At 50.9% G+C, this 11,259-nt stretch carries 10 protein-coding genes, 1 tRNA gene and 1 pseudogene; 8 read left to right on the top strand and 4 right to left on the bottom strand.

The window, feature by feature from the left end; translation table 11 throughout:
* Positions 1 to 480 precede the first annotated feature (480 nt).
* Complete coding sequence (locus B5E84_RS20330) at positions 481 to 738, top strand: hypothetical protein (protein WP_143469182.1); 258 nt, start codon at positions 481 to 483, stop codon at positions 736 to 738.
* A 96-nt stretch (positions 739 to 834) separates the two neighbouring features.
* Here B5E84_RS20330 and B5E84_RS05530 read toward each other — a convergent pair whose 3' ends face one another.
* Positions 835 to 1,080 (bottom strand): hypothetical protein, encoded by a 246-nt coding sequence (locus B5E84_RS05530; protein WP_087220398.1) that lies wholly within the window; start codon positions 1,078 to 1,080, stop codon positions 835 to 837.
* A gap of 414 nt (positions 1,081 to 1,494) precedes the next feature.
* Here B5E84_RS05530 and B5E84_RS20325 point away from each other — a divergent pair, with 414 nt between their 5' ends.
* The 4 genes from B5E84_RS20325 to B5E84_RS05520 all read left to right on the top strand — a co-directional run bounded on the left by B5E84_RS20325 (position 1,495) and on the right by B5E84_RS05520 (position 4,126).
* Complete coding sequence (locus tag B5E84_RS20325) at positions 1,495 to 1,803, top strand: hypothetical protein (protein ID WP_143469181.1); 309 nt, start codon at positions 1,495 to 1,497, stop codon at positions 1,801 to 1,803.
* A gap of 15 nt (positions 1,804 to 1,818) precedes the next feature.
* Positions 1,819 to 2,049, top strand: coding sequence for a hypothetical protein (locus B5E84_RS20320; protein ID WP_143469180.1), 231 nt, complete (start codon positions 1,819 to 1,821; stop codon positions 2,047 to 2,049).
* A gap of 83 nt (positions 2,050 to 2,132) precedes the next feature.
* A complete protein-coding gene (locus B5E84_RS05525) occupies positions 2,133 to 3,233 on the top strand; it encodes a replication initiation factor domain-containing protein (RefSeq protein ID WP_087220396.1) in 1,101 nt (366 codons plus the stop codon).
* The gene (locus tag B5E84_RS05520) at positions 3,230 to 4,126 is read left to right on the top strand and encodes a tyrosine-type recombinase/integrase (RefSeq protein ID WP_162612812.1); all 897 of its coding nucleotides are present in this window, start codon (positions 3,230 to 3,232) and stop codon (positions 4,124 to 4,126) included. Before B5E84_RS05525 ends, B5E84_RS05520 begins: the two co-directional genes overlap by 4 nt.
* Before the next feature lie 157 nt (positions 4,127 to 4,283).
* On the opposite strand, the gene B5E84_RS05515 is transcribed toward B5E84_RS05520, so the two are convergent.
* The 3 genes from B5E84_RS05515 to trmB all read right to left on the bottom strand — a co-directional run bounded on the left by B5E84_RS05515 (position 4,284) and on the right by trmB (position 5,744).
* Positions 4,284 to 4,356: transfer RNA gene (locus B5E84_RS05515), tRNA-Lys, on the bottom strand.
* 195 nt (positions 4,357 to 4,551) lie between these two features.
* Entirely contained in the window at positions 4,552 to 4,872 is a 321-nt protein-coding gene (gene trxA / locus B5E84_RS05510) for a thioredoxin (protein ID WP_087220389.1), read from the bottom strand.
* 224 nt (positions 4,873 to 5,096) lie between these two features.
* Positions 5,097 to 5,744 carry a tRNA (guanosine(46)-N7)-methyltransferase TrmB gene (gene trmB / locus B5E84_RS05505; RefSeq protein WP_087220387.1) on the bottom strand — a complete coding sequence of 216 codons (648 nt, stop codon included), beginning with the start codon at positions 5,742 to 5,744 and terminating at the stop codon, positions 5,097 to 5,099.
* 249 nt (positions 5,745 to 5,993) lie between these two features.
* Here trmB and B5E84_RS05500 point away from each other — a divergent pair, with 249 nt between their 5' ends.
* The 3 genes and pseudogenes from B5E84_RS05500 to B5E84_RS05490 all read left to right on the top strand — a co-directional run bounded on the left by B5E84_RS05500 (position 5,994) and on the right by B5E84_RS05490 (position 11,232).
* On the top strand, positions 5,994 to 7,589 hold the full coding sequence (locus B5E84_RS05500) for a C40 family peptidase (RefSeq protein ID WP_087220384.1): 1,596 nt from the start codon (positions 5,994 to 5,996) through the stop codon (positions 7,587 to 7,589).
* A 246-nt stretch (positions 7,590 to 7,835) separates the two neighbouring features.
* Positions 7,836 to 8,606, top strand: coding sequence for an ABC transporter ATP-binding protein (locus B5E84_RS05495; RefSeq protein WP_087220381.1), 771 nt, complete (start codon positions 7,836 to 7,838; stop codon positions 8,604 to 8,606).
* Between the two features lie 3 nt (positions 8,607 to 8,609).
* Positions 8,610 to 11,232 (top strand): annotated as a pseudogene (locus tag B5E84_RS05490) (extracellular solute-binding protein).
* Positions 11,233 to 11,259 lie beyond the last annotated feature (27 nt).

The raw sequence follows: 11,259 nt of genomic DNA, 5'->3' as shown, positions 1-11,259 counted from the left end.
AACCTCGTATTTATGCGGGTTTGCAAAATAAAAACACCGTCCCCGACGCCCGAAACGTCAAAAACAGTGCTTTTTCCTGCGCCTTCAGGGACTCGAACCCTGGACAAATAGATTAAGAGATTAGCTTATTTAAGTTTATTTTTGGTTGTTGGGACGTCTGCCGGTTGTGTCAAGGGACAAGGACAGGCGGAGCCTGTCCGATACGCCGTAGGGCAGCCCTTGACGCAATAAAAGCTGCTATAATGGTGGCAAGAGGACAGAAGGAACGCAGTTCCGCTTTGTCCTCTTGTTGACGCCATAGCAGCGCGGCGAATTCTAGCGGGTTGCGACAGTGTTGACAGGGGGCAGGGGTGCCGGTTATCACAGGATGCTTTTTGCTCCCTGTTGCATATAGGCGTGTAGGAGGCATCCCCGTTTTTGCCCCCCTACAATGCGACAATGTGCATAAACAAATATTATGTCTAAAATAGGAGGTATGCTATGAGTAGAAGACAAGATTTTATGAGGAGACTTTCTCTCTGGGTTCCTAGGGTTATTTATGATCGTTTGGAGGATGATTCTAGGGCGTATGGGATCACTAAAACGGCGATTGTACAAACGGCGTTGATAAATTATTATAGAGGGGTAGATAATGGGACGGTTTGCCCGGTTGATTCAAGTAATGTTCCTTTTTGGGGTTCAGCTGTTATGAATCCTGACAAGTTTGATTCTTGTTGTAAAGGAGTAAAGGGAGTTTGAATGGTTAGATTTGAATAGTCTGTTTGAATGATTGATTGAGTGTGTATTTTCGTCTCCGCGCGCCACGGCCGCGGAGACGTTTGACACTCTCATGGTTTAGTTCTTGTCTCCATATGGTGGTTTCTGGGTTATCCGGTCTTTGATGTCATTTGCTATTTCGGCGGGGTTCATGTTGTATATCTCGATTTTTCCATATGTTTGTTCAAAACTAGCTATGTGATCTTCAATTAATTTCTCAATTTCTTTTGAAACGCTCCTTTTGTTGAATTTCGCAATGGTTTTAATTTTGATTAGATTTTCTTCATCAGTTCTGACTTTGATAACAGGGAGTGTTGATGGCATATTGTTTTTCCTCCAAAAAGCACTTTACAAGTGGGCCCACTTGTGGTATCTTAAAGGTGGGCCCACTAATGGCCCACATATATATGATTAGCTAATCAATATAAAGATAGTTTTGCATGATTATTGTATCACATCCTCCAGCCGGTAGCAACGAGAACCGTGTTTTTTGGCCTGGGAGACAATTACTTAGGGAGTACCCACTGGCAGCACCTAGGGAAGGCTAGTTCGTGATTTTGTAAGTCCATGCAAGGTATATTGCAGGCGCGTAGCGTGTAAATGGCGGGAATAACAGCCGGGCGGCGAGTGCTTAGAGCCAATAGGTAGCAGTAAGAACCGGAGGCGGTGTGGTGGTCGGTATATGTTATGGTATACCAACTGTATATTGTTGGATTAATTACAAAAAGGATGATGGCAATGACCTATTATTTGAAAAGTGGTTTAGGAAAAAGGAAAGTGTATTCTCTTTGTAAAGAATTTGTTGGTGATAGGGTCTCTTTTCCGGCTATGGTTGATTGTGATTTTAAACGTTGTCGCAATAACTATTGGTTGACATTTTCCGGCTATGAGCTAGGTGTTTTTGTTTTTGCGGGAAATGCTCGTATTTGTGTTTCTAGTAAAGTTTGGATTGAGTGCGATGCTCGATTCCAGTATACGCAGTTGTTTCATACGTATGTACCGTTTGAATACTTAAAAAACAATGATTTTCTGCGTTCTGTGGCTTAATTGGAGGAAAGATAAATGGGATATTTAGAATCATTTGAAGAACATTATCGGCGTTTCTTTTCTGCGCTTTCGCTTTGTGAGCTTGTTCAATTTTATCATGGGTTATCAAAAATATTAGATGATGACATTTGTTCTTCTGTGCTTACGGATGAGGTTCTTTTGCTATATGACTTGATTCGTGATGAGTGCGTTCGGCGGGTGTCGCGGATGGCTGATTTTTTGGGGGATTGTCGCTGCTTAAAGTAGTGGCTGACCCCCGTACAGTAATACGGGGGTAGAAATTCCAAATTGCAACAGCAAACTTTTTACAGTGTTTATGGAGGTTTTGTATGGATAATGGCAATAAAGTCATAATGAAAAATGGATTGCTATCATTGTCTGACTGGCTGGAGTTTACTTTAAAAACCGGCTTTGATGAGACAAGCCCGGCGCCCTATACATATGCGCTTGATTTGATGGGGTATTCTGTTGACGAGTTTACGTTTCAGCCGTTCGGCGGTTTCGGTTATCATGAGAAAATCGTCCGTCGTGTAGGTTCTGGAGAAATTAAAGTGTATTATCACGGCTCTGTGCCGGGTATGGGGATTCATGTGGTTATATCAAGTAGCTGTATGGATGATGTATTGAAACATTACCGCGATGCGCATAGTTCAGCTACCCCGTTTTCTGATTCTGCGTATGAAATGGCGGATTTAGACAGTACCGTTTTTCTGGATTTTCTGGCTATGATTTGCGAATTTGGTTCGGTAACACGGCTTGATATTGCTATTGATGATATTGGGGCCTGCTATTTCACGGTGCCGGAGGTAAATCAGTATATAGAATCCGGGCAATATTCTTCTCGGATTCGTCATACAGAATATTTGTGTTCCCGTGATAATGGCGCTGTTTCCGGTGATACAGTGTATGTAGGGAAGCGTACCAGTGATTTCATGTTGCGGGTGTATGATAAACAGGCAGAACAAAATAAAAAGCGTGCTAGTCAGGAATTGCCGTTAATTGAAACGCCGTGGGTGCGTTGGGAAATGGAGTTAAAGGGAGATTCTGCGGTTCGTGCCTGTGAGGAGTTGTTATCCCGAAAATCCCTTGCCGCTGTTGGGGTTGGGATTCTGGCCCAGAAAATACGGCTCATTCATCTTGACAATGTTAGGAAGGCCCGGTGCTCGACGTTGGAAAAGTGGAATGATTTTTTAAGCAATGCGGAAAAAATCAGTCTTTATCACAGGCCGCCGGCTCCTGCGGTTGATCGTGTTTGTGCATGGCTCAAGCGGCAGGTTGCGCCCTCACTGGCTGCGGTTGTGGCGGCGTTTGGAGGTTCCGTGGATTTTATCTATGATCTGTTGTCCTCTGGAAGTGGTCGCTTGTCTGAAAAGCATCGGAATATGATTCAAACTTATTGGGGTGTGCAACCGGCGGGGGTGATGGTGTGACACTCTCACAAGCGTTCGATCTGTTCCGCCGTCAAAAAGAGATAGACGGTCTGAATGATAACTCGATCACAACGTATTGCCGCGTTATATCCCTGTTTCTGGACGCTGTGGGGCGTGATTTGCCGGTTTCTGACCTGACCTATGACAGTGTGGCTGATTATATCATTTTCGTTCGTAGAAAGGGCGTTTCAAGGGCTACGGTGGCTACGTATGTCCGCAATGTAAAAATCTTTCTGCGCTGGCTGGATACAGAGGAGCGGCTTTCGTTTAATCCATTGAAAATCAAGGTGCCCAAATCGCCGAAAAAGCAGGTACATCAATATTCTGATTCTGAAATCCGCCTGATATTTGATACTGTCAAAACTACGGTGCCGTGGATCACCGCCAGGAATCGTGCAATTATTGCGTTGATGTTAGATTCCGGTATTCGTCAATGTGAGGTGGTTGGCCTGTTGCAATCGAATATCGACCGGGAAAAGATGGTTATGAAAATAACGGGTAAGGGAGCAAAAGACCGTATGGTTTCTCTTGGTGTAGTGGCCTGCCAGTTTCTGGACTACTATTTGAGCATATGCCCCTACCGTGATGGCCCGCAAGTGTTCTATGAGAGACGGGGTCAGCCAATTACCGGCAACTGTGTCCGGGTATTTGTCAACCGTCTGCAAAACAAACTGGGTTTTGAGCTTTCGTCCCATAAGCTCCGGCACAATTTTGCCACAAACTATTGTTTAGATCATATCCGGAAAAATGGACAGTCAGACGTTTACAATTTAAGTATTCTAATGGGGCATGAGAGTATTGAGACTACGAAACGGTATGAGCATTTTGCTCACGAGATCGTGGCCGCTGAGGGCGGTATTTCCCATTTAGACCATGTCTGGGAAATGGGGTAGAAGTGAGGTTTTTTGGCACTGTTTTTCCTGTCACCGGCGTCTGTTCCTGGCAGATTCCAAAAAAGGCCCGACACCCGGAAAACCTCGTATTTATGCGGGTTTGCAAAATAAAAACACCGTCCCCGACGCCCGAAACGTCAAAAACAGTGCTTTTTCCTGCGCCTTCAGGGACTCGAACCCTGGACAAATAGATTAAGAGTCTACTGCTCTACCAACTGAGCTAAAGGCGCTTACTGTATTTGGTTTTTGTTTTGTGCTTGTCTTTATCAGCGGCACGTCCATAAGTATAGCGCAAGGGGGTCCAAAAGTCAACACTTTTTTTAAAAAATATTTAAAAAAATTTCAGAGAGAATTTACAAATAGAAAAAAGCCCCGGAAATGCCCGAAAAACGGGCATTTCCGAAAGGGCTCCGGCTCACGCTGGCTTACATCAGGGCTTTTTCCAGGGCGTCGGCGATCACCTGCTTGCTCTGGACACCGATGGCTTTGTAGAACACATCGCCCCCGCGGATGATGAGAAGGGTGGGAATGGACATGATGCCGTACTTTTCGGCGATTTCCGGGCTGTGGTCCACGTTGAGCTTGCCCACCTTCGCGCGGCCGTCAAAGTCAGCGGCCAGCTCCTCCACAACCGGGGCCATCATTTTGCAGGGCCCGCACCAATCCGCGTAAAAATCCACCAATACCGGTTTGTCAGACCGGAGAACGTCAGTTTCAAAATTTGCAGTTGTAAATACGCATTCCATAGTAATGCCTCCTTGTTGTTTATTTTTTTCCGCATTTTCCGCAGCGCTTGCAGTTTAAAACGCGGTCTACCTCCGCAAAGCATTTCCTGAGCCGCATGGCTTTTCGGTTAATGTCCGGCTTGTCACAGAAGGAGCAGGACAGTTTCCGGGTCATATTTTCACGGAATGACATGAGCAGTCACCATATGCTTTTTACTATTGTATGCAGAGGGACTGCTTCTATTCTAAAACGATCTGCGCCGGGACGCAACCAATTTGCAGATGGGCTTTCCCTCCGACGCGAATTTGGTCTCATACTCCGTCATCACGTTGCCCTCAGCCATATCGCTGTGGTGCAGGTCCAGGGTGGATGCTAAAATGTCCCATCCAGCCTCCGGAATGGACTCTAAAGAATAGTCAAACAGGCCGCGGTTGTCCGTCTTAAACTCGATGACGCCGTCCGGCTTCAGGATCTGGTCGTACACGTTTAAAAAGACGGGGGAGGTCAAGCGGCGCTTGGCATGGCGGTCCTTGGGCCACGGATCGGAGAAATTTAAGTAAATGCGGCTGATTTCTCCCGGGGCGAAGTAGTCGGTCATCTCCTTGGCGTCAATGCAGAGGAAAAAAATGTTGGAAAGCTCCAGGGCGGACCGTTTCTGCAGGGCCCGCAGGAGGACGCTGGAGTAGCGCTCGATCCCCAGGTAGTTGATGTGGGGATTGGCGGCGGCCAGATCCATGATGAATTTTCCTTTTCCCATTCCCACCTCTATCTCAATCGGAGCATCGTTCCCAAAGCAGGCGCTCCAGTTTCCCTTAAACGCTTCCGGGTTCTGGATCACGTAGGGACTCTCCGCGATCTGCTGTTCTGCGCCTTTGATGTGGCGTAATCTCATAAAGCAACTCCTTTCATACTGGCAAAGCCGTTTTCCTGTCTCAAGGGGAAACTTCCGCTCCCTGTGAGCAAAGCATCCGGCTGACGCGCACGGCTGCGCACCTTTTTGTCCGCTCCCATTCTAACATCCAAAAACGGCGATTGCAACAGGAGAAATGAAAGAAAAAATTATGTAAATTGCTATTTTCTGTCCTTCTAAAATATGCTAGAATAGAATCTGATTCGACAAAGAGATAAAGAGGTAGCATTCATGAACATAGATAAACCTGTAAAAATATGTCTGATTATGACGGCTCTGGCGTTTTCGGCAGGCATTTCCGCCTGTGGAACGAACAATCAGCCGGTGGTGGTGACGGCCGCCCCGGATGTGGAGCCGCAGGACAATGAGGCAGTGCCGGATATTGCGGCCATGAGCCCGGACGGGCCATTGTTTCCCAACCTGTCGGGGGTAGAGGAGACGGAACCGATTCCGGAGTACCTGCGGGTGGGGGTGGAACATCCCATCGTAGCATCCCTTCAGGAGCGCCTGATGGAGTTAGGCTTTATGGACAACGATGAGCCCACGGAATACTACGGGGAAGTGACGGCCAACGCTGTCAAGCATTTTCAGCGTCAGAACGGGCTGGCGGAGGACGGCATCATCGGCCAGGATACTCTTATGGCCATCCTGTCTCCGGACGCGAAATATTACGCTGTGGCAAAGGGCGTAAAGGGAGACGACATCCAGAGGATTCAGGGCCGTCTCTATGAGCTGGGATATTTGGCCACCGCGGATCAGGTAAGCGGATATTTTGGTGATTCTACGGAACAGGCCGTTTTAAAGCTACAGAAGGTGAACGGCTTAAAGGAGGACGGAAAGGTCGGCCGCCAGACCATGAACCTGCTCTACAGCGAGGACATCAAGCCCAATATGCTGGAGTACGGTGAAAAGAGCGAGGTGGTGCTGGCCTGCCAGAAACGCCTGATGGCTCTGGGCTACCTGACCACGGAGCCGGACGGCACCTATGGAAATGACACCACTGTGGCCGTGCGCCGGTTCCAGTCCAGAAATGACCTGGTGGTGGACGGCTACCTGGGCCCGTCCACGCGGATTGCCCTGGACAGCTCCAGCGCCGTGCCCAACGGACTTTCCCTGGGCGACGAGGACGATACGGTAAAACGGGTACAGCAGCTTCTTAATAAATACGGTTATCTGGTGGCGGGGAACGTGACCGGATATTATGGAGAGATCACGGAGACAGCGGTAAAGAATTTCCAGCGCCAGAACGGGCTGACCCCGGACGGCATGGTAGGCGTGCAGACCATGACAAAGCTGACTGGCAATAACGTGAGAAAGGCTCCCAGCGGCAGCACCAGCTCCGGAGGCAGCAGCGGCGGTTCCTCCTCCAACAGAGGAAACAGCGGCGGATCAAGCGGTGGTTCCAGCGGCGGAAGTTCCGGAGGCAGCAGCGGCGGCGGAGGCGGCGCCGTGATTAACGACAGCTCCGGCGTGAGCCGTCTGATTTCTACGGCCAGATCCAAGATCGGAAGTCCCTACGTGTGGGGCGCCAAGGGCCCGAATTCCTTCGACTGCTCCGGTTTCGTCTACTGGTGCCTGAACAATTCGGGAGTAAAGCAGAGCTACCTTACCTCCTCCGGCTGGAGAAGTGTGGGCAAATACCAGAAGATCACCAATTTCAACGACCTGCGGGCCGGAGATATTGTGGTGGTGAGCGGCCACGTGGGCATCTGCTCCGGCAGCGGCACCGTCATCGACGCCTCCTCCAGCCATGGACGGGTGGTGGAGAGAGGTTTAAGCTCCTGGTGGCGGAATAACTTCATCTGCGGCTGGAGAATCTTCGGCTGATGAAAACCTGTGAAATGGGAAAACGCAGCAACCATATCAAACAGAAAGAATAGGCGCAGCGCCTGTGAGAGGGCCGCGGCGAAGCAGCGAGAAACTGCTTTGCCGCGGCTTTTTGCGTTTCTGCGCCGGATATGGAGCCTTCCTTTTTCATTTTTACCATTCCCTTACAAAGTTTTACAGAATGCGGATGGTTTCCGATCCCGTCCCTGTGCTTTAATAAGCACAGAAAGGAAAGGAGAGAATACCATGCTGGAACTAAAGCATATTGGAAAAGATTATGACGGAGTGACGGTTTTGAGGGACATCAGCCTGTCTATCTGGGACGGGGAGATCGTTTCCATCCTGGGGCCGTCCGGCTGCGGAAAGACCACCCTGTTAAACCTGATCCTGGGTCTGACGGAGGCGGACAGAGGGCAGATCCTCTTTGACGGCCGGGACATCACCAGAGAGCCTATGGAAAAGAGGGGCTTTAACATCGTATTTCAGGATTACGCCCTGTTCCCCAATTTAAACGTATATAAAAACATCACCTACGGCCTGCGCAACAACCCCGGCGTCTCCACGGAGCAGGAGGTGCAGGAGCTCATCCGCCTTCTGGGTCTGGAGCCTCATCTGACGAAACGGATCGAGCAGTTGTCCGGCGGCCAGAAACAGCGGGCGGCCCTGGCCAGGACCATGGTGATGAAACCGAAAATCCTGCTGTTGGACGAGCCGTTAAGCGCCCTGGACGGGGTGATCAAGGAGTCCATTAAGGACAAGATCCGGCAGATCGCCAGGGACTACCACCTGACCACCATCATCGTCACCCACGATCCGGAGGAGGCCCTGACGCTGTCTGACAAGGTGCTGATCATCAACGAGGGCGGCATTTCCCAGTACGGCTGTCCCGACGAGATCATCACAAAGCCGGAAACTCCGTTTGTACAGGAATTTATCCTCAACCAGCTGGAAATCAAGAGAAACAACATCTTCCGCCTGTTCAGCCGGGACGGACAGATGCAGGCGCAGGCGGTGTAGGCCATGGGAGGAAGAAACGAACGGGAGATCAAGGCCATTTACGTCCTCGTCCTTTTGATTTTCGCCCTGTTTCTGGCGGCCCCCGTCATCCGGCTCCTGATGGAGTCCGCGGTGACGGAGACCGGTCTGGGAGCGGGAAATTACATAGAGGTGCTGACGGGACGAGGCTTTCTGCGGGCCCTTGGAAACAGCGTGACCGTGTCGGTGTGCAGCGCGGCCATCGCCACAACTCTTGCCTTTATACTTGCATACAGTATCCAGTACACCAATATAAGACCAAAGGGAAAACAGCTGATCCGCTTGCTGGCGGTACTGCCCATGCTGCTGCCCACCATCACCTACGGCTTTGCCATCATCTATTCCTTCGGCAAACAGGGGCTGATCACCAGGCTGACCGGCCGGCAGCTTTTTGAGATCTACGGCTTTGGCGGCCTGCTGTTCGGCTATGTGATTTACACTCTGCCGGTGTCCTTCATGCTGGTGTTAAACACCATGGCCTATATTGATAAGAAATTTTCCGTGGTGTCCAGGATTATGCTGGACCGGCCGGCGGTCACCTTTTTGCAGACGGTGCTTCGCCCCCTTATGGGAACCCTGGCGGCGTCCATGGTGCAGTGCTTTTTCCTGTGTTTTACGGATTACGGCATTCCCGCCTCCGTGGGCGGGGAGTACGACGTGGTGGCCACGGTGCTCTACAACGAGATGTTAGGCAGCATCCCCGATTTCAACCGGGGCGCGGTGGTGGCCATGATGATGATGGTGCCATCGGTGGTGAGCATCGCCCTGTTAAAATACCTGGAGCGCTACAATGTGCGCTACAGCCGGATTTCCAATATAGAGATCCGGAAAAACAAGGCCCGCGACCGTTTCTTCGGCGCGGCCTCAGCCCTGATTCTTTTGGGAATGCTCTCCGTGTTCGCGGTGATTTTCCTGGTGCCCTTCGTGGAGGAATGGCCGTACCGGATCGCCTTTACCACGGAACACCTGACGGACGTGCTGCGGGATAGCAGCCTGCTGGGAGTGTATAAAAATTCTATTTTCGTGGCTCTGTCCACGGCGGTTTCAGGGCTGCTTGTCACCTACGGCGCCGCGTTGGCCACGGCCAGGAGCCATCTGGGGAACCGGTGGAAAACGGTGATCGACAGCATTTCCCTGGTCACCAACACCATTCCCGGCATGGTCATCGGTATTGCCTTTTTGTTCCTGTTTTCCGGAACGCCGCTGCAAAATACATTTTTCCTCATCATCGTATGCAACGTGGTGCATTTTTTCTCCACCCCCTACCTGATGATGAAAAATTCCCTGGCGAAACTGAACGCCTCCTGGGAGACGACGGCGTCCCTGATGGGGGACACCTGGGTGAAAACGGTGGTGCGCATCGTGACGCCCAACATGAAAACCACGATTTTAGAAGTGTTCAGCTACTATTTTGTAAACGCCATGGTGACGGTGAGCGCGGTCATTTTCATCGCCGGGGCCAGAACCATGGTGATCACCACAAAGATCAAGGAATTACAGTATTATACGAAGTTTAACGAAGTGTTTGTCCTGTCCCTGCTGATTCTGGCCACAAACCTGGCGGTGAAGGGACTTCTGGGATATTTGATCAGACGAAAAGGAGAGGTAAAAGGATATGAGAAGAAAAAGCGTATGTTGTGTGCTGTTTGCGGGCGTTTTGGCCTGCCAGGCCTTCGCGGCGGGCTGCTCCGGCAGCAGCGCTGAAAAACAGGTGGTGATCTACTCCAACGCCGACGATGAGGCGGTGGAGGCCATGAAAACGGCTCTGGACGCCGGAGGCTATGAGGGGAAATACCTGTTTCAGACCTTCGGCACCTCCGAGCTGGGAGGCAAGGTGATGGCGGAGGGGACAAACATTGAGGCGGACCTGCTGACCCTCAGCACCTTCTATGTGGACAGTGCCCAGGAAAAGCTGCAGATGTTCCAGCCCTTGGAGTTTTCCTACACCCTGTTAAATCCGGCGGATCAGAAGGACTACTGCGCGCCCATCACCTCCCAGGAGGGAACCATCATCGTAAATACGGAAATGATGAAGGAAAACGGCCTGGAAATGCCCTCGAGCCTGAAAGATCTCACGGCGCCGGAGTACCAGGATCTGATTTCCGTGACAGATGTGAAAAGCTCCTCCACCGCTTGGCTGCTGATCCAGGCCCTGGTGGACGCTTACGGCGAGGAAGGTGCAACAGAGGTGCTTACCGGCATCTATCACAACGCCGGCCCTCACATCGAGAGCTCCGGTTCCGCCCCCTTAAAGAAGGTGCGTGCCGGGGAGGTGGCCGCCGGGTTTGGCCTGCGGCAGCAGGCGGTGGCTGACAAGGCGGACGGCCTGCCGGTGGATTTCGTGGATCCCCTGGAGGGCAATTTCTCCCTGACGGAGTCCGTAGCTGTGGTGGACAAAGGAGAAAAGACCAATCCTCTGGCCCAGGAAATGGCAGAGTGCATCATCAAAAACGGCAGATCGGAATTGCAGAAATATTATCCGAACGCGGTGTATGAAGGGGAAACCACCGACGGGGCCAACAGCTCCGCTTATCCGAAAACCTTCCCGGAGCCTCTCACCATGGAGCTTTTAGAGCGGCACCAGGAGCTGTCGGAGAGCTGTAAATAAGAAACCTTCCTGCCGCCGTCCGGCCTG

Origin of the sequence: Lachnoclostridium sp. An14 (assembly GCF_002160755.1) — a bacterium.
In the GTDB taxonomy this organism is placed as follows: Bacteria; Bacillota; Clostridia; order Lachnospirales; family Lachnospiraceae; genus Lachnoclostridium_A.
This window is presented reverse-complemented; position numbering and strand designations above follow the sequence as displayed.

Bases quoted from the DNA above. Each gene is read 5' to 3' on its own strand.
- B5E84_RS20330 (WP_143469182.1), top strand. From the start codon at position 481: ATGAGTAGAAGACAAGATTTTATGAGGAGACTTTCTCTCTGGGTTCCT.
- B5E84_RS05530 (WP_087220398.1), bottom strand. From the start codon at position 1,080: ATGCCATCAACACTCCCTGTTATCAAAGTCAGAACTGATGAAGAAAAT.
- B5E84_RS20325 (WP_143469181.1), top strand. From the start codon at position 1,495: ATGACCTATTATTTGAAAAGTGGTTTAGGAAAAAGGAAAGTGTATTCT.
- B5E84_RS20320 (WP_143469180.1), top strand. From the start codon at position 1,819: ATGGGATATTTAGAATCATTTGAAGAACATTATCGGCGTTTCTTTTCT.
- B5E84_RS05525 (WP_087220396.1), top strand. From the start codon at position 2,133: ATGGATAATGGCAATAAAGTCATAATGAAAAATGGATTGCTATCATTG.
- trxA (WP_087220389.1), bottom strand. From the start codon at position 4,872: ATGGAATGCGTATTTACAACTGCAAATTTTGAAACTGACGTTCTCCGG.
- trmB (WP_087220387.1), bottom strand. From the start codon at position 5,744: ATGAGATTACGCCACATCAAAGGCGCAGAACAGCAGATCGCGGAGAGT.
- B5E84_RS05500 (WP_087220384.1), top strand. From the start codon at position 5,994: ATGAACATAGATAAACCTGTAAAAATATGTCTGATTATGACGGCTCTG.
- B5E84_RS05495 (WP_087220381.1), top strand. From the start codon at position 7,836: ATGCTGGAACTAAAGCATATTGGAAAAGATTATGACGGAGTGACGGTT.